This is a genomic window from Methanomethylovorans sp., assembly GCF_041447285.1.
Classification (GTDB): domain Archaea; phylum Halobacteriota; class Methanosarcinia; order Methanosarcinales; family Methanosarcinaceae; genus Methanomethylovorans.
Map to the genome: position 1 here is coordinate 117217 of NZ_JBGMEB010000012.1, position 23528 is coordinate 140744.

30 protein-coding genes are annotated in these 23528 nt (G+C 41.4%); 24 read left to right on the top strand and 6 right to left on the bottom strand.

Annotated elements, in window-relative coordinates:
- Positions 1-8 precede the first annotated feature (8 nt).
- The 10 genes from ACC612_RS08230 to ftsY all read left to right on the top strand — a co-directional run bounded on the left by ACC612_RS08230 (position 9) and on the right by ftsY (position 5972).
- Positions 9-1280, top strand: a complete 1272-nt coding sequence (locus ACC612_RS08230; RefSeq protein WP_371854052.1) for an adenylosuccinate synthase — start codon at positions 9-11, stop codon at positions 1278-1280.
- Between the two features lie 124 nt (positions 1281-1404).
- Complete coding sequence (locus tag ACC612_RS08235) at positions 1405-1854, top strand: 30S ribosomal protein S19e (protein WP_371854053.1); 450 nt, start codon at positions 1405-1407, stop codon at positions 1852-1854.
- A gap of 66 nt (positions 1855-1920) precedes the next feature.
- Entirely contained in the window at positions 1921-2271 is a 351-nt protein-coding gene (locus ACC612_RS08240; protein WP_371854054.1) for a DNA-binding protein, read from the top strand.
- A gap of 9 nt (positions 2272-2280) precedes the next feature.
- Positions 2281-2877 carry an alpha hydrolase gene (locus tag ACC612_RS08245; RefSeq protein ID WP_371854055.1) on the top strand — a complete coding sequence of 199 codons (597 nt, stop codon included), beginning with the start codon at positions 2281-2283 and terminating at the stop codon, positions 2875-2877.
- Between the two features lie 125 nt (positions 2878-3002).
- Positions 3003-3158 carry a 50S ribosomal protein L39e gene (locus ACC612_RS08250; protein WP_321420896.1) on the top strand — a complete coding sequence of 52 codons (156 nt, stop codon included), beginning with the start codon at positions 3003-3005 and terminating at the stop codon, positions 3156-3158.
- A gap of 13 nt (positions 3159-3171) precedes the next feature.
- Positions 3172-3438, top strand: coding sequence for a 50S ribosomal protein L31e (locus ACC612_RS08255; protein ID WP_371854056.1), 267 nt, complete (start codon positions 3172-3174; stop codon positions 3436-3438).
- A 41-nt stretch (positions 3439-3479) separates the two neighbouring features.
- Entirely contained in the window at positions 3480-4145 is a 666-nt protein-coding gene (locus ACC612_RS08260; protein ID WP_371854057.1) for a translation initiation factor IF-6, read from the top strand.
- Between the two features lie 30 nt (positions 4146-4175).
- On the top strand, positions 4176-4352 hold the full coding sequence (gene rpl18a / locus ACC612_RS08265) for a 50S ribosomal protein L18Ae (protein ID WP_370572749.1): 177 nt from the start codon (positions 4176-4178) through the stop codon (positions 4350-4352).
- A gap of 3 nt (positions 4353-4355) precedes the next feature.
- Complete coding sequence (gene pfdA / locus ACC612_RS08270) at positions 4356-4790, top strand: prefoldin subunit alpha (RefSeq protein ID WP_371854058.1); 435 nt, start codon at positions 4356-4358, stop codon at positions 4788-4790.
- A gap of 30 nt (positions 4791-4820) precedes the next feature.
- A complete protein-coding gene (ftsY, locus tag ACC612_RS08275; protein WP_371854059.1) occupies positions 4821-5972 on the top strand; it encodes a signal recognition particle-docking protein FtsY in 1152 nt (383 codons plus the stop codon).
- 47 nt (positions 5973-6019) lie between these two features.
- On the opposite strand, the gene trpA is transcribed toward ftsY, so the two are convergent.
- From trpA to ACC612_RS08295, 4 genes are all read right to left on the bottom strand, one after another.
- Complete coding sequence (gene trpA, locus ACC612_RS08280; RefSeq protein WP_371854060.1) at positions 6020-6799, bottom strand: tryptophan synthase subunit alpha; 780 nt, start codon at positions 6797-6799, stop codon at positions 6020-6022.
- Positions 6796-7995, bottom strand: coding sequence for a tryptophan synthase subunit beta (trpB, locus tag ACC612_RS08285; protein ID WP_371854061.1), 1200 nt, complete (start codon positions 7993-7995; stop codon positions 6796-6798). The genes trpA and trpB overlap by 4 nt, the downstream gene beginning before the upstream one ends.
- A gap of 64 nt (positions 7996-8059) precedes the next feature.
- Complete coding sequence (locus ACC612_RS08290) at positions 8060-8245, bottom strand: PspC domain-containing protein (protein ID WP_371854062.1); 186 nt, start codon at positions 8243-8245, stop codon at positions 8060-8062.
- The gene (locus ACC612_RS08295) at positions 8170-9039 is read right to left on the bottom strand and encodes an indole-3-glycerol-phosphate synthase (RefSeq protein ID WP_371854063.1); all 870 of its coding nucleotides are present in this window, start codon (positions 9037-9039) and stop codon (positions 8170-8172) included. The genes ACC612_RS08290 and ACC612_RS08295 overlap by 76 nt, the downstream gene beginning before the upstream one ends.
- 179 nt (positions 9040-9218) lie before the next feature.
- On the opposite strand from ACC612_RS08295, the gene ACC612_RS08300 reads away from it, so the two are divergent.
- The 3 genes from ACC612_RS08300 to ACC612_RS08310 all read left to right on the top strand — a co-directional run bounded on the left by ACC612_RS08300 (position 9219) and on the right by ACC612_RS08310 (position 11505).
- Positions 9219-10022: an archaellin/type IV pilin N-terminal domain-containing protein gene (locus ACC612_RS08300; protein WP_371854064.1), complete on the top strand. Its 804-nt coding sequence runs from the start codon at positions 9219-9221 to the stop codon at positions 10020-10022.
- A 33-nt stretch (positions 10023-10055) separates the two neighbouring features.
- A complete protein-coding gene (locus ACC612_RS08305; protein ID WP_371854065.1) occupies positions 10056-10841 on the top strand; it encodes an archaellin/type IV pilin N-terminal domain-containing protein in 786 nt (261 codons plus the stop codon).
- A gap of 226 nt (positions 10842-11067) precedes the next feature.
- The gene (locus tag ACC612_RS08310; RefSeq protein WP_371854066.1) at positions 11068-11505 is read left to right on the top strand and encodes a hypothetical protein; all 438 of its coding nucleotides are present in this window, start codon (positions 11068-11070) and stop codon (positions 11503-11505) included.
- Positions 11506-11700: 195 nt separating this feature from the next.
- On the opposite strand, the gene ACC612_RS08315 is transcribed toward ACC612_RS08310, so the two are convergent.
- On the bottom strand, positions 11701-12063 hold the full coding sequence (locus tag ACC612_RS08315; protein ID WP_371854067.1) for a hypothetical protein: 363 nt from the start codon (positions 12061-12063) through the stop codon (positions 11701-11703).
- Positions 12053-12835, bottom strand: coding sequence for a hypothetical protein (locus ACC612_RS08320; RefSeq protein ID WP_371854068.1), 783 nt, complete (start codon positions 12833-12835; stop codon positions 12053-12055). Before ACC612_RS08320 ends, ACC612_RS08315 begins: the two co-directional genes overlap by 11 nt.
- 163 nt (positions 12836-12998) lie before the next feature.
- Here ACC612_RS08320 and ACC612_RS08325 point away from each other — a divergent pair, with 163 nt between their 5' ends.
- The 11 genes from ACC612_RS08325 (at position 12999) to ACC612_RS08375 (ending at position 23520) form a co-directional block, all read left to right on the top strand.
- Positions 12999-13805 (top strand): archaellin/type IV pilin N-terminal domain-containing protein, encoded by an 807-nt coding sequence (locus ACC612_RS08325; RefSeq protein ID WP_371854069.1) that lies wholly within the window; start codon positions 12999-13001, stop codon positions 13803-13805.
- A 28-nt stretch (positions 13806-13833) separates the two neighbouring features.
- Positions 13834-14616: an archaellin/type IV pilin N-terminal domain-containing protein gene (locus ACC612_RS08330; RefSeq protein ID WP_371854070.1), complete on the top strand. Its 783-nt coding sequence runs from the start codon at positions 13834-13836 to the stop codon at positions 14614-14616.
- Between the two features lie 58 nt (positions 14617-14674).
- Positions 14675-15370, top strand: coding sequence for a hypothetical protein (locus ACC612_RS08335; RefSeq protein ID WP_371854071.1), 696 nt, complete (start codon positions 14675-14677; stop codon positions 15368-15370).
- Positions 15371-15403: 33 nt separating this feature from the next.
- Positions 15404-16351: a hypothetical protein gene (locus ACC612_RS08340; RefSeq protein ID WP_371854072.1), complete on the top strand. Its 948-nt coding sequence runs from the start codon at positions 15404-15406 to the stop codon at positions 16349-16351.
- Positions 16352-16372: 21 nt separating this feature from the next.
- Positions 16373-18331, top strand: a complete 1959-nt coding sequence (locus ACC612_RS08345; protein WP_371854073.1) for a histone deacetylase — start codon at positions 16373-16375, stop codon at positions 18329-18331.
- A 12-nt stretch (positions 18332-18343) separates the two neighbouring features.
- The gene (locus ACC612_RS08350; RefSeq protein WP_371854074.1) at positions 18344-19408 is read left to right on the top strand and encodes a histone deacetylase; all 1065 of its coding nucleotides are present in this window, start codon (positions 18344-18346) and stop codon (positions 19406-19408) included.
- A gap of 22 nt (positions 19409-19430) precedes the next feature.
- On the top strand, positions 19431-20345 hold the full coding sequence (locus tag ACC612_RS08355) for a GNAT family N-acetyltransferase (RefSeq protein WP_371854075.1): 915 nt from the start codon (positions 19431-19433) through the stop codon (positions 20343-20345).
- Between the two features lie 143 nt (positions 20346-20488).
- Entirely contained in the window at positions 20489-21076 is a 588-nt protein-coding gene (locus tag ACC612_RS08360) for a hypothetical protein (protein ID WP_371854076.1), read from the top strand.
- A 42-nt stretch (positions 21077-21118) separates the two neighbouring features.
- The gene (locus ACC612_RS08365) at positions 21119-22093 is read left to right on the top strand and encodes a hypothetical protein (RefSeq protein WP_371854077.1); all 975 of its coding nucleotides are present in this window, start codon (positions 21119-21121) and stop codon (positions 22091-22093) included.
- A 9-nt stretch (positions 22094-22102) separates the two neighbouring features.
- On the top strand, positions 22103-22444 hold the full coding sequence (locus ACC612_RS08370) for a hypothetical protein (RefSeq protein ID WP_371854078.1): 342 nt from the start codon (positions 22103-22105) through the stop codon (positions 22442-22444).
- Entirely contained in the window at positions 22441-23520 is a 1080-nt protein-coding gene (locus ACC612_RS08375; RefSeq protein ID WP_371854079.1) for an RAD55 family ATPase, read from the top strand. Before ACC612_RS08370 ends, ACC612_RS08375 begins: the two co-directional genes overlap by 4 nt.
- Positions 23521-23528 lie beyond the last annotated feature (8 nt).

The window sequence follows — 23528 nt, forward strand, 5'->3', positions numbered from 1 at the left end:
TGCACCCTATGTTTACGATCATTACAGGTGCTCAGTTTGGTGATGAAGGCAAAGGAAAGATAGTTGACCTCATATCCGGTAAATATGATCTTGTTGTAAGATTCCAGGGCGGGGACAACGCCGGTCACACTGTCAAAGTAGGTAATAGTGTATACAAGCTGCACCTTATACCTTCTGGATTTTTATTGGATTCCAGGGTTCTTATAGGTCCCGGTACTGTTCTTAATCCTCAGTCTCTCGCTCAGGAACTTGAAATGCTTGCACAGGGTGGAATACATATTGGTCCTGATAAGCTTGGTATTGATGCAAAGACCAGTATTATCATGCCATATCATATCGAGCTTGATGGTCTTAAGGAGTCCAGCCGCTCAGAGAAGATAGGTACTACTAAAAAAGGTATAGGTTTTGCATATATTGACAAAGTTGCAAGAGATGAGGTCCGATTTTCTGACCTTGTGGATAAGGCAAAGTTCCTCTCAAGGCTCAAGGAACTGGTCCCTCAGAAAGAGAATTCTATCAGGGAGCTCGGAGGGAATCCATCGGTTGTTATGAATGATAAATTAATTGACCTCTATGTTTCATTAGGTGAAAAGTTTGCACCTTATATGACAGACGTTTCTCTTGAGATCAACAAGGCAATAGAAGAGGGTAAAAATGTACTGGCAGAGGGTGCACAGGGTACTCATCTTGATGTGATCCATGGAACTCAGAAATTTGTTACTTCATCATGTACTATTGCTGGGTCTGCATGTTCTAATTTGGGGGTAGGACCCACAAAAGTAGACAATGTATTGGGTATAGTCAAAGCATACATCACTCGTGTAGGTGAAGGCCCTCTGCCAAGTGAGCTTAAAGATGATCTGGGTAAACAGATACAGCAAGTTGGAAAAGAATTCGGTACGACTACTGGCCGCGCAAGAAGATGTGGCTGGTTTGATTTGCCTTTGGTGAAAAAGGCTGTATTCTTAAATGGTTACACGGAAGTTGCCCTTACAAAGCTTGATGTGCTTTCTGACATAAATCCGATTAAAGTATGCATTGGATACAAATTGAATGGGGAATTTACGGAATATCCTCCAGAGCTCACAGCTGATCTTGCACAATGTGTTCCTGTTTATGAAGAATTGGAAGGTTGGTCGGGAGATTTGACTCACGTACGTCAGTTCTCAGATCTTCCAGATGCTGCCCGTAAGTATGTATTGTATCTTGAGGGAAAGATGGGAATACCAATAGACTATATTTCTGTGGGTCCAGGAAGAGAGCAAACCTTCAGAAAATAACTATTTTCTGCCGAAAAGAGTATATACTAACTGAGAGTTTAAAACCAATACTCCACCGTATCTAAGTTTCCAGATGCTGAGTCCAATTGTCTGAAAATTTATTATCTAATCCAGGGAGAATAGAATGACTACGTTATATGATGTTCCTGCAAGTGACCTGATCTCTAAGGTAGCAGAAAAGTTGAAGGAGAATGAGCATGTAAAACCCCCAGAGTGGGCGGCTTATGTTAAGACCGGTGCTCACAAGGAGCTTGCTCCTACGAATAGTGACTGGTGGTACATTCGCTGTGCCGCTGTGCTAAGAACTATTTACACTGATGGTCCCATTGGTGTAGAGAGGCTGCGCTCTGTCTACGGGGGTAAAAAGGACATGGGTTCTCAACCTCACAGAAAAGCCAAGGGAAGCGGTTCCATTGCAAGAGAGGCTGCACAACAACTCGAAGCTGCTGGCTTCGTTCGCTCATTGAAGAGTGGTCGTGTTGTATCTCCGGCTGGTCAGTCCATGTTGGACAATACTGCATACGAGGTAAAGCAGACATTATTAGAGAAGATTCCAGAACTTGCCAAATACTAAAGGCAATTGATGGTAGATCAAATTCATAAATTCCTGTAAGTCGATAGTATATTCACAGGTGATTGCATGGCAGGTGAACTCGAGGATATCCGCAGAAAGAGGCTTGAACAATTACAGCGTCAACAGGCTTCACAAATGCATCCTGATATTCAGGCCGCTTATCAACAGGAGCAAATGCAGGCTGAATTGGAAGCTAAGAAGCAATCAATTCTTCGGCAGATCCTCACTCCTGAGGCAAGAGAGCGTCTGACTACATTAAAAATGTCAAGGCCTGAACTTGTGGAGCAGCTGGAATCTCAGCTTATAATGCTTGCACAGAATGGGCGCTTGCAGTCGCAGATAACAGATGAGAAATTAAAAGCTCTGTTGGCTCAAATGCAGCCCAAGAAGCGCAAGACTACCATAACGAGGGTATAATAGCAGGTCATGAAAGCATCAGTTCTTTTCAGCGGTGGAAAGGACAGTTCTCTGTCAGCTATACTGCTTGAGCCATTCTTTGAAATAGAATTGGTGACATGTACTTTCGGTGTGCTGCCGGTAGGCGAGGTTGCCAGAAAGGCAGCTGAGAGGCTTGGATTTGCACATCGTGTACTTGGACTTGACCGAAAGGTGCTGGAAGAGGCTTATGGTCTTCTTATGAGGGATGGTTTCCCTAGGAGCGCCATCAACTGCATCCATCATGCAGCGGTGGAAACACTTGCTTGCGAGAAGGATGTTTCAATTGTTGTTGATGGAGTGCGCCGGGATGATCGTGTTCCTGTGCTGACCATTGGGCAGTCCCGCAGCATCGAAGACAGGCTAGGGATAAAGTATATGTGCCCGCTGAAAGGGTACGGTAGGTCTGCAGTTGATCTTCTGGTAAGCAGGCATTTAGAAATAGAGGAAGGCCAGAGTTCAGAGGTCATAAAAGCAGATTACGAAACAGAGTTACGGGAAATAGTATTCCAAAGACATGGGACACAGATGATAGGAAAACTTTTTCCTTCACATGTTCAGTCTCATGTTGTTGGTCGTAAAAAGTAATCAATCTGTATATCGCAAGTTTATTCCACGAATACAGCTTTAAGATTACAATGTAATGTTCAGGATAAAGCCAAACCTTGATATACATCTTATTCGATTTATGATTCCATAGATAGGTGAGACAAGTGAGCCAGAATACTAAAGGACAAAAAATTAGGCTTGCAAAAGCACACAGGCAGAACCACAGGGTTCCAACTTGGGTGATAATCAAGACCGCTAGGAAAGTAGTGGGTCATCCCAAGAGAAGAAGCTGGAGAAGAAGCGATCTGGATGCGAAGTAAGTAGGTGATGATGATGGCAGAAGATGCAGTTAAAGAGCAGATATATACAATCCCCCTGCGTTCAATAAAGGAACTTCCGAGGTACAGAAGGGCGGATAAGGCTATGACGCTCATAAGGAACTATCTTACAAAACACATGAAGGTAGAATCCAACCAGGTAAAGTTGCACGCGACAATTAATGAGAAGGTATGGGAAAGAGGTATGCAGAAGCCTCCATCCTTCATACGAGTACGTGCTGCAAAGTTTGAGGACGGAGTAGTAGAGGCAGAGCTTGCCTAAAACTACTACTTATTTTATTTCAGAAAGCGAAGTACGTTGAAATGACAATCCCTACTCTGGATATAATGGATACCCCTGTCATTGGGGTTTTCGCAACTTGTACGGAAGATTTTGCTTTAGTACCTTGCGGCACAAAAGTAAATGCCAAGGACTTGATAGCTGATAACTTACATGTTCAAGTGCTTGAGGTCATAATGAGCCAGAGCAGTGTGATTGGTTCTATGGTTAGAGCTAATTCCAGTGGGCTTCTTATTCCTAGAGGTTCTTCCATTGAAGGATTGGAAGGTATTGATCTTCCGATTTCCAATCTTCCGGATAAATTGAATGCAATTGGAAATATTGTTCTTGCTAATGACTCTACCGCCTTGGTCCATCCGGAGCTGTCTGATCATTCCATCGATATTATTGCACAGACTTTGAAAGTGGATGTGCACAGAGGTACTATCGCAGGTCTGAAAACAGTAGGTATGGCCGGTACAGCGACTAACAAGGGATTACTTGTAAATCCGAAGGCCACTGCAAAAGAGCTGGCATTCCTTGAAGAAATATTTGATCTGCCTGTGGATGTAGGTACTACTAATTATGGTACTGCGATGGTAGGCTCAGGCCTGCTGGCAAATTCCAAAGGTTATGTGGCAGGTTCAAAGACCACTGGTTATGAACTAGGTAGGATCGAGGGTGCTCTAGGCTTTATTGTACAAGAGTAAGATTATTTTAAATTATAATGGGTGATTGATATGAAGGACTTTGTTGTTAAGGGAAAGTTCAAAGCCGGATGTGAATGGGAAAAATTCACCAAGCAAGTTGCTAGCCAGAATGAGAAAAATGCAGAAGATAAGGTATATTCTCTCTTTGGCAGCAAGCACGGTATAAAAAGGATGTTTGTAAAGATCGAAAGCATTGCTGAGGCATGATCCATGGCAGAGATGAATGACACGGATCCACGCAACCTAGTGGCGCAGCACCGTGAGTATCAACGCAGAGCAGAAGCTTTGCACCAGCAGCTAAGCATGGTAAGTCTGTCAGCACAGGACTGCCAGAGGGCCATCGCTACCATTGAGGAGTTGGAAAAGGAAAAAGCAGATGCTCAGACCATGGTCCCCATAGGGTCCGGCTCATTCATCTATGCTAAGCTTGGGACGGTCGATAAAGTGGTCGTCAATGTAGGCGCAGGTATAAGTATTGAAAAATCCTGTCCTGAAGCTAAGGAAATCCTTCAGAGGCGTAAGGACGAACTCGATAAGATCCTCGAGAAAATGAATACTTCTTTGGCCCAGCTTGCCCATGGTATGCAGGCGATTGAAGCTCAGATTACGGCATTGCAGCAGGGTGCACAGTCAAGCACCCAGTAAACTTTTTTTCATTTCCGCAGAGTTGGTCGTGTGTTCAATAAACTGAAGGAAAAGCTCAGCGGCTTTACAAAAAGCCTTGGTAGACAGATAGAAGAAAAATCTGTTCCAGTGGAGACTCCGCAAGAACAAGCAGATGATGTTCCTCTTATATCTGTTTCCGAGTCAGAGCAGCAACCTTTGGTCGATACTACGACTGTAACTAAAGACGATATTATTGAGCCTCAGAAAGCCACAGTTTCTGAAACTCAGTATGAAGTTAATGAAGTTGAAGCTTCTAAGCCTCAGGAGCCGAAAAAGTTTGGTTTTGTAAGCAAGGCAAAGGCTTTGGTTTTTGAGCGCGAGTTCATTCTTGATGAGAAAGACCTCGAAGAGCCTTTGTGGGACCTGCAGATTGCTTTGCTTGAAAGTGATATTGCTCTTACTGTTGCAGAGGCTATCACAGAAGCAGTAAAATCCGAGCTTGTAGGTTCTCGCAGAAAGATCGGCAAGGATACCACTGACATTGTAGAGCAGGCTTTGCGGAATGCTTTGTACAATGTAATGAGTGCCAATGTTTTTGATCTTGATGATTATGTTAAGAATGCTAAAAAGCCTGTACACATAGTTTTTGTCGGTATTAACGGTACCGGGAAGACCACCAGCATTGCTAAGACCGCGAAGCGTTTCAAGGATATGGGTTATTCCGTAGTCTTGGCAGCAGGCGACACCTTCAGGGCAGGAGCCATTGATCAGTTGCAGATACACGCTGACCGGGTTGGTGTCAAGGTCATCCGGCATCAGGAAGGCGGTGATCCAGCAGCGGTTGTCTATGATGCCATACAATATGCAAAGGCTCATAAGGCTGACATAGTGCTTTCAGATACTGCAGGCCGTATGCACACAAACCTCAATCTCATGGAACAGCTCAAAAAGGTTTGCAGAATAAGTGCTCCAGACCTTATTATTTTCGTGGATGAGGCCGTAGCAGGCAACGATGCTGTAGAGCGGGCAGCCCAGTTCAATGAAGCCGTACCCATAAATGGGTCAATTTTAACCAAAACAGATGCAGATGCCAAAGGTGGCGCTGCAATATCAATTGCCTATATAACCGGCAAACCTATACTCTTCTTGGGTATGGGACAGGGTTATGATGATCTTAAGAAATTCGATCCAAAGTGGTTTGTGGATCAGATATTTGAGTAAATCCAATTTTTTATTAATCAATTGCAAAATTATATGCATGCAGTAGCCTATTGGCCACTGCACCCAGCTTTCAGTTCTCTTGCTAATTGTTCTAATCTTTCTTCAACGCTATTTTGGGAAGCTATGATGTTTACAAAAGCTGATCCCACTATTACGGCATCAGCACCGGCTGCTATGACTTCTGTAGCCTGCTTGCCATTGGAAATACCAAATCCCACTGCTCTGGGGAGTGTTGTGTTCACTTTATCCAGGATATCTTTTGTGGATTTTGATACATCAGCACGTGCACCTGTTACTCCCAGGCGGGATACTATGTATATAAATCCGGAACCTTTGCTGAATATCTTCTGCATCCTGTCTTTGTCTGTCACAGGAGTTACCATGGATATCATGTCAACTCCATGTGTTTTACAGGCTTTCAGAATGTCATCGGCCTCCTCTATGGGCAGATCGGGTACTATTATTCCGGTGATGCCTGCTGCAGCGCAGTCTTTCACAAACTTTTCCACACCTCTTCTGAAGATGAGGTTATAGTAAGTCATACATACAAGTGGCACTTGCTCTTTGATTGATGCTGCAAGTTCAAAATACATGTCTGGGTTCATACCAGCTTCCAGTGCCCTGTCTGATGCAGCCTGGATAGTAGGACCGTCTGCCACAGGATCTGAGAATGGCAGCCCCAATTCCACAATATCGGCTCCGCCCTTAACAAGCGCATGCACATATTTTCTGGTTTCATTTGCACTGGGATCTCCCGCACATAAATAAGCAATGAGAGCTTTTTCTTTATTTGCTTTCAGTTCCTGGAACTTTTCTGCTATTCTCATAATTTTTCCTCGCAAGCGCCTGCTTTCAATTTCAATACAGTTTCAAGGTCTTTATCTCCTCTTCCTGAAAGGCTAACCACGACCAGATCTCCAAGTTCACCCGTATCTGCCATTTTCTTTATGTAAGCCAGTGCATGGGATGATTCCAATGCCGGAATTATGCCTTCAAGTCTGCATAATTCATGGAATGCATCCAGAGCTTCCTGGTCATTCACGCTGCCAGGCTGGATCCTTCCTATCTCTGCCAGGTATGCAAGTTCAGGTCCGACACCTGAATAATCCAGGCCAGCAGAAACGGAAGTAGATTCCAGTATCTGTCCGTATTTGTCCTGCAGGATCAGCGTTCTTGCACCTTGCAATATTCCTTCTTCGCCTGCGCCCAGAGAAGCAGAGTGCATTGCTGTATTTCCCTGAACCTGTATGCCACAGCCACCTGCTTCCACAGGGAAGAGCTTTACATCAGTATCTGCTACAAAAGGATGGAATATTCCCATTGCATTGCTTCCACCGCCTGCACAGGCAACAATCGAGTCAGGAAGCCTTCCTTCCTTTTCCATGATCTGCTGTTTGACCTCAGTACCTATTACGCTTTGGAAATCCCTCACTATCATTGGGTAGGGGTGAGGTCCAACCACTGAACCAATAAGATAATGTGTATTTTCCACATTGGTCACCCAATCCCTTAAAGCTTCATTTATGGCATCCTTCAGGGTCATTGAGCCAGATCTTACAGGATTCACCTTTGTACCCATAAGTTCCATGCGGTAGACATTCATTTTTTGTCTTTCCACATCTTTAGCTCCCATGTATACAACAGTCTCAAATCCAAGGTTAGCTCCGGCCATAGCAGTCGCAGTGCCATGCTGTCCGGCTCCTGTCTCGGCAATAATCCTCTTTTTGCCCATATACTTTGCAAGCAGTGCCTGTCCTATAGTGTTGTTTAATTTGTGTGCTCCTCCGTGCACCAGGTCCTCACGTTTAAGATAGATCTTAGTACCGTATTTCTTGCTCAGGTTCCTTGCATGGTATAGAGGAGTACTGCGCCCGGCGAATTCTGTAAGATAGTAGTTCAGTTCCTTGAGAAATTCAGGGTCTTCTTTATAACGTTCGTATTCCTCTTCCAGTTCTTTCAAGGCTGGCATCAGCACTTCGGGCACGAACTGGCCACCGAACCTCCCATAAGTAGGTTTTTGCATAGTTTACACTCCAGCTATTTCTATTAATTATATTTACTTATATGTAGTTTTTAATTATATGTATTCAATATTCTTCAGGAATTATCAACCAGGCAATAAAATATGCCGGGATACCTCCGCCACCTAAGAATATAAGAAATATCCACAAGAGCCTTATTAAAGTTGGATCTACATTCAGATATGTTCCAATCCCTCCACATACTCCTGCAATGACTCTTTCGTTTCTGGACCTGCAAAGTTTTTTGTACATTTAAGGGTCTCCACTAGCTCCTTGGTCTTATGGTATATATCATCGCTTTTAATTATAGCGGTCCCTATAAGAAGAGCATCTGCTCCTGCATCTATAACTTTTCTGGCATCAGTGCATGAATGTATCCCACTTTCACTGATGATTACGTGGTTGGTGCCATGCATCTTGTCATATTCTTTTATAATTGGTACAAGCATTTTTGTGTTATTGAGATTCACTTCCATTGTGCAGAAGTTTCTGTTGTTGATCCCAATCAGTTTAGCATTTGTTTCAAGTGCCACTATCAGTTCTTCTTTAGTTTGAGTTTCGACCAATGGTTCCATACCCTTTGAAATTGCAATATCCACAAAATGACTAATTTTGTCTCCAAGTACACCTGTTATAAGTAGTATGATATCACAGTTAATTTCGTCCAATTGTCTTTCATCAATGATGAAATCCTTTCTTAGCACAGGCAGATTCACTTTTTGCCTTACACTTTCCAGGTTTTCCAGCGAACCGTGGAAGAAGTCAGGTTCAGTAAGTACTGAAATACCAACTGCTCCCGCTCTTTCCATTTGCATGGCTATAAAAGCTGCCTTTTCAGGAGGTATTTCCATATACTTTTGTGAAGGTGATGAAGGCTTAACTTCTGCTATAATGGGTATATATCCCTTGTTTTGTTTTTCTCTGATTACAGCTACTACATCCCTATTATGGTTATTTTTTCTTTTGTAGCTGTATTTTTCGGGAATATTTATGGCTGCTACTCTTTTTGATGTTTCATTAAGGATCTCATTAATAATCTCGTGCATCATATCTCTCTTATGTACATCAATGTCTATATGTGTACATACAAGACATAATACTTAAACATTTTGCCAAAAGGCTACTTTGGAGTTTAATGTTTGAGATTTGCAACCACATGATTTTTATATATTAATGTATTATATAATAATATCCTTATACTTTACTCTATGAAAGGAGAATTAACATGAAAGCGAACAGAAGAAAAACATTACTTAACAACGCAAATGCCCAGGTGGGTATAGGCACGTTGATTATTTTCATTGCAATGGTACTTGTTGCAGCTGTCGCTGCAGCGGTACTCATTCAGACATCTGGTACTCTGCAGCAAAAGGCTCAGTCTACAGGTAAGCAGGCAACACAGGAAGTGTCTTCAAACCTAATCGTTAAAAATATAGAAGGTGTCCGTGCAAAGACCACTTCTACAAATATGTCTTCTACCATTGACCTGCTCAAATTAAAAGTTGGTCTGAACGTAGGCAGTGCTTCTGTGGACGTAAATCAGGTTGTTGTTGCTATTACAGATGGTACTACTGCCAATAACCTTGTATATGCAGGTAATGAAAAATCCTATGCAAATACTGGTGCAGCAGATGGGGAAATGACCGGTTTTAGTTCAACCGATTCAGCAGGTAATCTTCAAAAGCTTCTTACAGCCCAAACTACCGCAATTTCTACTTTTGACAACGCTGATCACTACTTTACAGTAGATAAGATCCGTGATGAAGATGCCTCCTTCTCACAGTCAAATCCTGTTATGAACACTGGTGACCTTATTAACCTTTACATTGCTACAACTTCATCCAGTGCACTTCCTCATGATTATGTAGGTAGTACTACTACATCAGCCCTTAAAGACTCAGGTCTTAACTTGGTACCTAGGACAGTTGTCAATATTGTTCTTACTCCAGAGTCTGGTGTAGTGACCAATGCTGATTTCGTGACACCTTCCTCGTACGGTGTGAAAGAGACTGTACAGCTCTATCCATAAAACTTTGTGAGTTTCATCCTAGGAGGCAATCTTATGAAATCTAATAGAAAAAGCAATTTATGCACAAACACTAGTGCTCAGGTAGGCATTGGTACACTGATTATCTTCATTGCTATGGTGCTTGTAGCTGCGGTGGCTGCTGCTGTGCTCATCCAGACATCTGGTACACTGCAGCAGAAAGCCCAATCCACTGGTAAGCAGGCAACTCAGGAAGTTTCATCAAATCTTATAGTTAAGGGAATAGAGGGTGTCCGTGCAAAGACCAGCTCTACAAACATGTCTTCCAATATTGACTTACTTATACTGAAAATTGGTCTTAATGTTGGTAGTTCTCCGGTAGACGTGAACCAGGTAGTTATTTCCATCACTGATGGTACTACTACTAATAATCTTATCTATGGCAACAACGATAAGACATATGGATACACTATGAAAGACTTCTCAACTTCTGCAACAGCGGCAACAAATCTCGATAAACTTCTTACTAGTACCCAGGCAACTCCTGGTGACAATGCTAAGTATTACTTCACTGCAGATAAGATCCGTGATGAAGATAGCTCTTTTACTCAGGGGAAACCGGTCCTGAACACAGGTGACCTTGCCACCTTTTATGTTTCAACCGTATCAGGTTCAGACACGGCTTTTACTGATATTGGTAACAGTAATGTAGCTGGAGCTCAAAAGGACTCTGGACTTGATGTCGGTCCAAGAACAAGTGTCAGCATAGTAATTACTCCTGAATCAGGTGTAACAACGATGGCAGATTTCTTGACACCTTCTTCTTATGGTACCAAGGAAACTGTGTCTCTCTACCCATAAGGTGAGTTTTCTCACCTTTTCTTTTTTTTGGATATCTTTTCTGCTAAATACAAAAACTGCATGCATTTTATATGTATATCAATCTTGTTTTTATTCAGAACAAGGAACTATGGATTGAAAGTCTTCTAATTTTAGCGTTATTCCTTATTGTTCTAATGCATTTCTCTTAGATTTTTTCATTTATATAATAGATGATTATAACATCGACTATCTGCCTTTAGCATGATTGAAATCTGAAACATCAGAAGAGCTTATCCGAAATATCTCTGCAGCTTCTGGCAAATCCTACCAGCAGGATACTATTGAACTGAGTAAATTGTTATACATTGACAGAACATACAAATTTACATCACTTCCTGACTCAATGCTTGGTTCAAGCTACATCCTGACTTCAAGTGATGACAGGTATGAAACAACCAGTGATTTCCTGGACTTTGACGTTAATCAGGATGCTACAGTCTATGTTGCATATGATGACAGGATTACCAGCAAACCAACCTGGTTGACGTCTTCATTCACTGATACAGGAGAAAATCTTGTCAGAGACGGAACTGTGACATTCAGCATATACTCATGTGCTTACTCTGCAGGACATGTAACTCTTGGTGGAAATTCCATTCCATCGGGTGGAACAGGTGGAATGTATGTTGTTATTGTGAAATAGGACATAATACTAAACAATGAATAAAAGTGTTGAACAAGGCGCACAAGATGTGCGTCTTCTTTTTTGACTTCGTCCCAGTTTATTACAAGATTGTCATTTATATCTAAAAACCCTCTAAAAGTTCTGATGATCATAGTTTAAGTAGGGGATTAGGATTAAGCCATTTTATCGGTATATTAAAAGTCCAGTGTCAATTTAGGGCATTCTATCGATCATGTCGCCCATACGTTTTGTCTTCTTATAATAATCAGTGGTATCTTTAAGGAAATTAGCAGCGATTAATCCTTTGTCGGTTATTATGTATCCGCCTCTTTTTACTTTCTCAACCAGTCCTTCAAGCTGGAACACAGTTTTCATTTTGCTTCCAATGCTCCCTTTATCTGCAAAATGGTCAGTGTATACTCTGATATCAGCAAACTCGGTAACTTTCCCTTCATTCTTGTTCAGCACTAGCAGGATAAGTCTATACTGGATGTCTCCTGGGCCTTGATTAATACCGAGAGATTGGTAGAAATCAGCAACTTTCTGTTCCATCTCTACATCTATTTCAAAGGCCATTTTCGTCCTCCTCTTCTTCCTCGTCTTCATAGCTCTCGTTCTGAGATGCCTTTATTCCGAGCGTTTTTTGCAATGTTGATGGGGGGAAGTAAGCGAGGAATGCCAGAACTGTTCCAATAAGAACAAAGATCCTTGCCGCCATTTGCATTACATCGACGTCAGTAATCATATCTGTCAGCATAAAGTCAAAGACAAAGGATATGGCCACCAATGGAAGTGCGGTCCTATATCTTAGATGACGCGGCATACGTTGAAGGAATATCAGCATCATCATTCCCAGTATCATTGCCGTAGGGATTACAAAAAGTCCAACTAAGTATATATTAATAGCAATATTACTGTTGATCCTGAACATTGAGGAGTATTCGGTCATAATAGGTCCAATGACTCCATTAGAGTAAAGGAACGCCAGGTATGTTGCCCCAAAAAGTGTGAACAAGAACGAGATATATCCACTAATTTTCTGGTTGCCTGTTATTACATATAGTATAAAGAATACAAGCGGAACAGTGACCATTGAAAATGGTACTGCTGCAAGGTTATACATTATCAGGTCAAGGGATGGATGATCTGTGGCTGCTGCTATCATGCGGATGGTAGTGGGTAGGTATGTTAAAGCTACCAGTGACCAGAGGATCACCAGGGCCCATAGAGCAGGCTTACTTTTCTCATTGTGCTTGTCTTCGCTACTTGCAAGTACCCATGCAAAAGCAAATGAAGAAACGGTTATTGCAAAACATATAGTTGCATTGAGTATTAATCCTGCTGTCATTTACATCCCCGGTTAAGCGCATAATTATATTTTATGCATTATATATATTAGTTACGCAAGAGGTAATTTAGAGTTTTCCGTTTGAGATTCCCAACCAGTTATTATATATACTATTATTTTTATATAATAATTCTACCAAATAATCTTATTTAGAGGATTGTATATGAAAGCAAATAAAATACTCTTTATGAAGACAGATACCAATGCTCAGGTAGGTATTGGTACATTGATTATCTTCATCGCAATGGTTCTCGTTGCAGCCGTGGCAGCAGCCGTGCTCATTCAGACATCAGGTACACTGCAGCAGAAGGCTCAGTCAACTGGTAAACAGGCTACTCAGGAAGTATCTTCCAATCTCATCGTCAAGAACATTGAAGGTGTACGTGCAAAGAATAGTGCAGTAGCGCTGTCATCAACTATTGATCTTTTAAGGCTAAAAGTTGGTCTGAATGTAGGCAGTCAGTCAGTAGATGTAAACCAGGTAGTTATCTCTATCACTGACGGTACTACTGCAAACAACCTTGTCTATGCAGGCAACCAAAAGTCATATGCATCTGTTGGTGCATCAGACGGAGCAATGGATAATTTCAATTCTACCAGTGCATCTGTAAATCTTCAGAAGTTACTTACAGCTTCAACTGTTGCGAGCAGTACATTTGATAACTCTGATCACTACTTTACAGTAGATAAGATACGTGATGAAGATGCTTCTTTCTCCCAATCCAATCCTGTGATGAATACTGGTGATCTCATCAATGTATACATTGCTACTACTGCGTCAACTGCAACTGGTTATGCTAATGTAGGAACCACTGATACTTCATCAGGTCTAAAAGCATCCGGCCTTAACCTGGTGCCAAGGACTGTTGTCAATATCATCCTGACTCCTGAGTCTGGTGTAGTGACAAATGCTGATTTCGTGACACCTTCTTCATATGGTGTTAAGGAAACAGTACAGCTGTACCCATAATAAGGCTATGAGCAAAAGAGGCAACATTATGCCCAAAGAAAAATCCTCTTTAAGAGCTAATACCAATGCCCAAATAGGCATTGGTACTCTTATAATTTTCATAGCTATGGTATTAATAGCAGCAGTTGCTGCCTCAGTGCTCATCCAAACCTCTGGTGTGTTGCAGCAAAAGGCACAAGCTACCGGAAAGCAGGCTACTCAAGAGGTTTCATCTAATCTTGTCGTCAAAAGCATAGAAGGAATAAGGGCCAAGAACAGTTCAACTTCTATGGCGCAGAATATCTCTCTCTTGAAGATCAAAGTAGGTCTCAATGTTGGCAGTTCTCCAGTTGATCTTGATCAGTTAGTAATTTCCATCTCTGATGGTGCTCACAATAATGATCTTGTATATGCTAACAACGAAAAATCCTACGGTGCTGCAATGAGTGATTTTTCAAGCAGTGCAAGTGCAGATACTAATCTTGAAAAGCTTCTTACTTCTACTCAGGCATCTCCTGGTGATAATGCAAAATACTTTTTCACAGCATCCAAAATACGTGATGAGGATGTGTCTTTCACTCAAGGGTCACCAATCATGAACACAGGAGATCTTGTAACTATCTATGTATCAACTGTTTCTGATAAAGACCTTGGGGACACAATTATTGGTCCTATAACTACCAGTGGTTCTCAGAAAGACTCATCATTGGATATTGAGCCAAGAACAAGTTTAACTCTTGTCTTTACTCCAGAAGCTGGAATAGTAACAACTGTAGATTTTGTCACTCCTTCTTCCTACGGGACTAAGGAAACCATACAATTATATCCATAAAATAATATTACTCTTTTTATGAGGAGGTATTCATATCCTTAAAGGCTTAATTTTTTTCATGTCATTTTTCCTTTTAGTTTCTCAGGTAATGGCAGCAGCTGTCTATGAAAATGATGTACAAATGGAGAAAGACAGTCTCAGACTAACTATCCTTGAGACTTATAATTTAACAGATGCTACAGAATTTAGGCAATCTTTGGACGCTGACAATAATTCCATTGTAACAGAGTTTGAGATTTCTTCTTTCAAAAAGTCTTATCTCGCATCACGAAGTCCTCAGTTCCTGGACTATGTAAAGGTGGATGAGGGAAATATCACTTTGTATATTGATTCCGTTTCTATGGACCTTTATAGTGCTACAGGGAATGTCACACAAGCTCCTCTTTATGTGAACACGACTATCAATTACGGACTTACTCCTAATCTCGGAGCAGGTGAACACTCTTTGTGGGTTATAGGCCATCCTTTGATTCAAAGGATGCGTATAAGTTTACCTGAAGATACAATACTGATTTCCAATGATGGTCTGGAAAACGTCACAACCATGAAGTCATTAAGGGATGATTCATTAGAGCTGGAAGGTCAGAGTGGCATACGTAACTTTATGGTGGGTAACAGGTCCACATTTGAATATGCAGCAAGCGTAGAGTTCCGGGAGCGGAAATTCTATGAACATAGTTATGTTCTTCCTGTTCTTCTGGGAATGGAACTAGTATTGATAGTATTTGCAATATATGCAAAAAGAAAGCGTTAAATATTATACTACTCTTATTATAATAAGAGTCCAATGAAACGCTTTAACTTATTTATTGTATTGTTCATTTTAGCTCTCTCTGTATATGTGAGCGGCTGTTCCAGCCAGGAACCTGCGGGAGCGGTTAACGAAACTATAATCGGATTCCTGAATGCTGTTAATGCAGGTAATTGCGATGAAGCTTTCTATATGTATGAAGGCAAGGATTTCCTGGCCCCAGCCAGCATAGAACTATCTTTTAAGAACAAGGGCTTTTCAAAGGGCAGTCTCAAAGATGTAGCGATTACATCTGAAGAACATACGGACCTTATTGCCATTGCTACTGCGGAGTGCACAGTATCAAAGATTGATGAAGATGGTAATGTAATTGAAGGAAAAAATCTTCCTATTTATTTCAAGTTGCAAAATAGCGAACTTGGATGGATCATAATCCGGGTTAGTTTTAATACTCCTCTTGAACTCTCCGAAGATGATTTGGTGACAATCGAGGTTCAGGAAACTGCTGTAGATCCTATTACTCAAAACTCTGTGCCTATAACCATATTTGCTGGACTGCTATTTGGTAGTGGCATCTATCTTAACCGAAAGGAAAAGCAAAACAAAATGAAAAGCAGCAAGACAGTAGATGTAACCAATGCTACTCCAATGGCAAAAGAGTCACTTGCTCAATTCATACGGATAGTTCCTTCTCAGCAAGTTGTAGCAGGTGGGAAAGCAACAGTGGACGTATGGGTTAAAAACTTTTCTCAGCAGCCTTATGAGCACTTTGCTGTAAAAGCCAAGTTCCCAAACACTGTAGATTTTAAAGACCTTTCTGTTTTCTTTGATACTATAGCCCCAGGCCAGGCAGCAAAACAAAGCTGGACCTTTGTAGCCAAGGCACCCGGCTGGCTTGGAATAGAAGAACCCACAATTGTGTTTGAGTACCTGGGTACTAAATATGCCGGAACTCTGGATACAGTATGGGTTCCAGTCCAATGAATATTGCTACATGGAGGCATCATGAGTAAGGAAGATGGAATACATGAAACAAAACCAGATCCAAAGGATGCCATGTCAAAACTTAATGAACTTATAGCCTTACGTTTTGATGAGGAAACTAAAAGTAACGATTCAGTTTCAGATCATATTTCTCTTAAATCAGTTGTAGAAGAAGTACTTGCTTCTCCGGAAGAAATAACTGAAAAACACATATCTCCTGTTGCTGTCGACACAGATGTCAAACATTTAGACGCAAATAATGCAACAGGCATTCTGCTAGAGCAACCAATTACTATCGAGTCTGAAGATAAAGATGCAGATCAGGAATTAAAAAATAGACTGAATAAATTGGCTGCCACTGGTTTTGGGGAAGTGCCTTATGAATCATGTGAGTTGAAGATCGAAGAATATAAACCAGAGGTTCCCGTCGTTCCTCCCAAAGAATTTCATCCTCCAAATCCTGCCTTTACAAAAGAAAATAATATTGTTCACGCAACAGCTTCACAATCAACAGCTCATCAGAAAGGAAATACGATACAGGAAAAGAAAGAGTTTGTTGATCCGGCCAGTTCAAAAAATAATCTGCAAATTGATGTTGTTGTATCTATTGAAAAAAATCAGAAAGTGGCAGCTCCAGATATAGCAAGAACAGGCCAAGTTTCTTCTAAAGCTACCACGGAAATCATCAGAGATGCAGGCAATAAGCCTGTGAAAATCGAGAATACTGTTAGTATTATTGATGTACTCGACTCCATAGAATCAGAAATGAAAAAAAAGGAACTTTCTATGAGTAATCAAGTGCATACAATGTCATCAAAAAAGAACTTGATTCTGAATAAAGACGATCAGCATAAAAAATCATCATCTGCCAATATACAGGCACAGAAGGTTTCAAAGAGCGATCTGGATGCACCGGTAAAAGTAGCTGTAGTTTATTCCGAGGGGCATGATGCCCATTTCCCAAAAAATACAAATATTGAGATCATGGAGCGCCCGGAACGTCTGACAAAAGCTATGATTTATCTGGAGCGCAGCGGTGTTTTTGGAGAGCGCTGCGACCTGGTCAAAGATAAACACTATGCTTCTGAGGCAGATCTGTTGCAGGTTCATTCAGAAGAATATGTTAAGTTTGTTAAATCATACTCTGCTTCAGGTGGAGGTTTTTTGGGTGACAGCACCTACATGACATCTCATTCGTTTGAAGTCACAACACTTGCTGCAGGTGCAGCCATTCATGCAGGTGAACTTGTACTGTCAGGTAAATATTCTGCAGCAATGGCAATCATAAGGCCTCCAGGACATCATGCAGGTATCGATAAATACAGAGGGTTTTGTATTTTCAATAATGTAGCTGTGCTCGCACGTTATCTTCAGAAGAAAAAGGCCATTGGGAAAGTAATGATAATTGATTGGGATGCCCATGCCGGGGACGGTACTATGGAGATATTCTATAATGACCCAACAGTTATGGTCTTATCATTGCATCGGGATCCCCATGATTTCTATCCCCGCAAAGGCTTTAGTTCCCAGATAGGAGAAGGACCAGGTAAAGGCTATACTGCCAATGTGGAGATGCCTATGGGTGCCGGAGATGAAGAATATGCTTTTGCCTTCGATGAGTTCGTACTTCCGGTAATGCGTCGATTCTCCCCGGATTTTGTCATATGCAGTTGTGGCTTTGATGCTTATTATAAGGAACAGCATATAAAGCTGAACCTGACTTCAGCTGGTTATCATATGATGACACAGAAGGTCATGTCCGTAATGAATGGGAACTTCGTGCTGGTTATGGAAGGGGGCTATCATAAGTTCAACGGGCATCTTGCACATGTGGTGATCAATTCTCTCCTTGGAATGCCAGATCCTATATCTGATACTCTCAAGACTACGGAGTATGAGCGTAATCAGCAGAAAGCTGTCATGAAAGAGACAGAAAAAAAGATCGCATACGCTAAGGAAATGCTGGGAATTCAGGTTTAGTTAAGGGGTAGAATGAACAGCGTAGGGGTGGTCTACAACAATAATCATGAGCTTCATGATTATATTCTGAAAGGGTTTCCAAGTCCTGAAAACCCTGCAAGATTAAAGAAGATTCTGCAGCATTTTATGGACAACAGTGTACTTGAGAAAAATAGCTGCAGAATATTAAGTCCTGTAAATGCTTCAGTTGAAGACATTCTGCGTGTGCATACCTCCGAATACTTTTCTTTTGTACAGTCACGCTCTTTGAGTGGCGGCGGCTGGCTTGGTAATGACACATATCTTTGTGAAGGTTCTTTCGATGTATTATTACAGGCTGTAGGGTCTGTACTGGAAGCAGGTAAAGCCGTTGTCACAGGTCAATGTGATCATGCTTTAGCTTTGATACGACCGCCGGGTCATCATGCTTCTGCTGACAAACATAGTGGTTTTTGCATTTTGAATAATGCTGCTATCCTTGCAAGATATTTACAACATCTGTATTCTTGCCAGAAGATAGCTATTGTCAATATCGATGCCCATGCCTCGGATGGTACACAAAATATTTTTTATGCAGATCCATCTGTGTTGTGTATTTCTGTTCATCAGGATCCTTCTGGATTTTATCCATTCAAAGGTTTCATTCGGGAAATGGGTTCTATACCTGCATTAGGTTACACCTTGAACATGGAAATGCCACAAGAGGCAGGAAACTCTGAATATGCTATTTTCTTTGAAGAAATAGGTCTTAAAGTGCTGGAGCAGTTCGGTCCAGACCTTGTTATCTTGGAATGTGGTTTTGATTCTTATTACAAGGAAAAGCTTGCCAAGCTAAATCTTACGATAGATGGATATTATGATTCAGTTTCCCGCATTTGCAGTAGATGGCATACCATTGTCCTGCTTGAAGGTGGATACCACGATGACCTTGGCATGCTGGCAGATGTAGTATTGCAGGCATTGGCAGGTAACAGATATACTAAAGATGAAATTGATCAGGTGAGCTTAATGGCTTCCCGCCAGAGCTCTTGCAGGCGTACATTTCAGAGCAAGTTAAAAGAACTTAAAATTTTGCTCTCTCCTCACTGGGAACTTTGATAAACTAAAAATGGTGCTCTATATGATAGAACTTGCTTACTATGATAATGGACTGAGTTTCTCTAAACTGGAATACCCGTATGAATTAGATAAGTTAAAGATAGGTAAATTCGAATATTTCAATAAACATCTGGGTATGAGCGATTACATGGGTAACTTTAGCAGCTGGCTTAAAAGACCATCTGTTACTCTTATCGTGGGAATCAACGACATCACCATAGTTGGTTGGGTCATGACAGAAAGGTGGAAGCAGAATGCAAAAGATGGGCGTCCTATCTATGTGCTTAGAGCTATCGAAGTTTCTCCTGCCATTGCACGTAAAGGTATTGGTAAAGTATTGTTTTTACTAAGTTTCAAGGCTTGTATAGGGCACATGCTGACAAAGCCTGTGAACTCAGTTGCAAAAGCTTTCTTTTTATCGTTGGGTTTTCAGGAACCTGGAAAAAATTGTCCTGTAGATCTGAGCAGCTACCCTGGCTATCTTTTCCTTCCAGAGGGTTACGTTTTTAATACAATGCCAGATGAACTAAACTTGAGCAAAGATGGGATTTCAGAGTGTCAGAAAGATATTTCTAATAAAGATGTACCACAGCCAGGGTCTGTTTCATCTTCTGCGCAGAATGATGTCGCAGTATCTGCAAAGCAAACTGTACCTATCAAAGGAAATGTTCAATATAATGCAGCAAAGACTGTTCCAAAAACTGAAACTGGGGCTCAGAACGTAGGATCTCAAGTTTGTACTTCAGTTCCCGAAACAAAAGATACTCCAGATCCTGTTGCTCTCAAAAACAGAGAATTTTTAAAGGAACATAAAATGATGAGTCAATGTGCTTGTGGAGAATACATGACCCACAAATATGTGATTTCAGGCAAGTCTCCAGGCTACCTTTTCATATGTGCCGCATGCGGAAAAGAAAGGTACTTCCTTAAAGGATAATTATACTTTCATTTTTGTTTTTTCGTTTGTTTTTTCATTGCTTTTATGGAACATTTTTCTGGCTTTTGGATAGAAAGCGTTTTATTCGTTTAATTCTATATATTGTCTAAATATAATTAAATTCAGCTACGTGTAGGGAAATTATGGCACAAGAGCAAGGTATTGCAAAAGTAGATCTAAATTATATCTTTAAAGCTGTAATTATGGGTACTTCCCTTTATTCTGATAATTGGGAGAAAGGAGTACTTTATCTCACTAACCTTAATTTATGGTTCTCGGAAGGAAAAGGTTGGTTCACTATTCCACTCAAGAACATAACAATGGTCGGGAGAGAGGTTCCAGGTACAATACGTTTGAAAGCACAACGTGCCATAAGTACGACTCATGTATTGATCATAGACTATATGCAGCCTTCCACTGTAAGCACTGATTCATATGCATCAGCAGTGGCACTTTTAGGAGGTAGTGAAGTAGTGATCAATACCTTGAAAGCTTATCTCCAGCCAATGTGTGGCACTCCTCCCAAATCCCAGTCTCTTTCTGATATTGACAAGAAACTGCTTTACATGCTATACACTGGAGTCAATGACATGACGAAGCTTTCCTTCTTTATAGGAGCGGACACTGAAACCCTTGCTGGAAGTTTCAAGAACCTTAGAGATCAGGGTCTTTGTGATACAATGGGAAAGCTGACACAGGAAGGAATGGCAAAGATCAAGGAGCTGATGTGATGTCAAAATGTCAAATTCCATTCTTTAGCAGGAGGGTCTGAAATGAGCGATATGCCTCCAGGCTTGCCTCCCTTCATGACCTCACAGGCAGGCGGTCCTCCATCCATGGCTTCAGGTGGCAGTTTCGCCCAGTCTCTGGGTGCATTTGGTGCCATGTTAAAAATACAGGAAACAATTAGTACCAGATTTCCAATTTCCAAGGTACCGTGGAAAGATACTCGTGTATTCCTGCGTGCACATACAATTGAGTCTATCCGATCCACTCCTCTATATGGTTTTATGATGCGATTATTCAAGGATGTGGGTCTTGGAGACATGCAGCTTGTAGGATATGCACCAATGCATTATGTGTTTGCAGTTCCTGGCTGCCCTGTTTGTAATATTTATCCTGCTCTTCATAACCAGAAGGTGTGTGTGGCTACTACTGATGCTTTGCATAGGTTCTTTAAAGAGGAACTAGAGCTTGAATGCGTCGTAGAAGAAACAGAGTGCGTAAAAGATAGTGGCGCAGTCTGCAAGTTCAAAGTGTCACTGCAGCCAATTTCTGCATATCAGGTTCTTCTTGATGATAATGACAGAATGATCCTTTCTGGTAAACGCCCCCCTGCAATGGAGCAACCCGAACTTGTCAGCAGGGTAGAAGTACTTACTATTTATAAACTTCTTGACCGTGGCAAACTTTCTGATATAGGCGAAGCCTACATGCAATTTGCAGGCAGTATGCCCATAAAAGAAAAAATTTTCGATCCACCATGGAAAACAGCCGAAGAGCTCAAATCAATTATTTCCAAGCATGGCACCTTTGGCTCTGCTTTTGGGGAAATGGCTGCAAAAGTACAGTCTATGCCACCATCTGTTTCACAGCCACCTTCAGCTCCTTCTGCACCATCCGTATCGCCTTCAACATCCGTTCCTCCTACACCTTCGGTTCAGGAACAGGCATCGAAGATCAAAGAAGAAGCAAAGAGTGCAGGAAGCTTTGCTGAACTCATAGCGAAGATGAAAAAACAAAACTGAGGCTAAAAAATGGTTTGTGAGTCAAAAAATGGTAAATGTGATCTGATCTCCAGATTTTCTGGAGAGATGGTACGTGTCATTACAGGCAGTTCTCATTACAGAGGAGAATGCCTGATGGTCAATATCAATTCAAAAGATGTCTTCCTAAAAGATGTTGTGTGTAAAACAGAATCTGGTTGGGTCAAAGTTTCGGATTTCATGCTTATATGCGGATCTTCGGTGGAAGCCATTTATATCGAATTAGGATACCCCTTTGAAGTAAACGAATCCCTTATCCTTTCTGTGGAGAACGGTCTGCTCAATCACAACTCTGAGGCGGAATGTAATCATGGGCCGGAGGGATTGTTATGAGCGAAGAGATCAGGATTCCTACGGGCATAGCAGGACTGGACAGGGTCATTGAAGGTGGCGTGCGTGATAAGAGCACACTGCTTGTAGTAGGTTCAAGTGGTACTGGAAAATCTACTTTTGCTATGCAGTATATTGCTTATGGGCTTGAACACGGAGAAAATGCTCTTTATGTGAGTATGGAAGAGCCAGCAGAGCAAATCCTCAGGGAAGCTCGCATGTTGGGTTTTAATTTGGATAAATACTACAACAAAGAACTTTTCTTCTTCCACTCCAAGGGAAAGGATTTTGTTAAACTGGTAGATGAACAGTTACCAGCGCTTGTGGAAGCAAATAAGGACTATGCTGTAAAGACACGTGTAGTTATTGACCCCCTGACTCCGCTTATATGGTCTATTCAGGATAAGCAGGAACAAAGGGATATCATCACCAAATTGTTCTATACATTAAAACAGCTTGGCCCTGTGCTGATCACAACTGAAGAACATGCAGCTCCTGGAGAAACGGTAGGTGAGGATGTTCTTATTCCTATCTACATGTCAGATGGTGCTGTTCATTTGTCGTATCGGCCTATCGGAGGCGCTTTTAACCGTGCTCTTGAGATCATAAAGATGCGTGCTACAAGGCATGGTGAAGAGGTCTACCCGTATATATTTGTGCGTGGGATAGGTGTTGTTGTCAGAACCACTCCTCTTGTTTCGGCTGAGGATGCGCACAAATATGATGAAATGTTCGATAAGGCTATTAGGACGGCAGCTGATCTCGGTGCTTCTGAAACCTTGCTTGAACGCATTGGATATGTAAAGAAAAATTGGGCTTATTCATTCTCACCCAAGGAAACCCTTCAGATATTCTTTGAGTCACAGGGACTTACTGGTTCTATTAGAAAAGAAGATGTTGAAAAAAGGAAGCAAGAAGCTCAGCAGATAGCTGAACATGCAGGTGAGCAGTCTGCTTTCCTTGCAGATGTTGAAAAAACATTTGTGGGATCTCAAGAAACACCGACTACTCCACAAAAGCAATCTGAAGGTCTTATTGATATAGAGGATCTGAAAGAGCTGGAAGAGCTTGTGAAATAAGTATATCA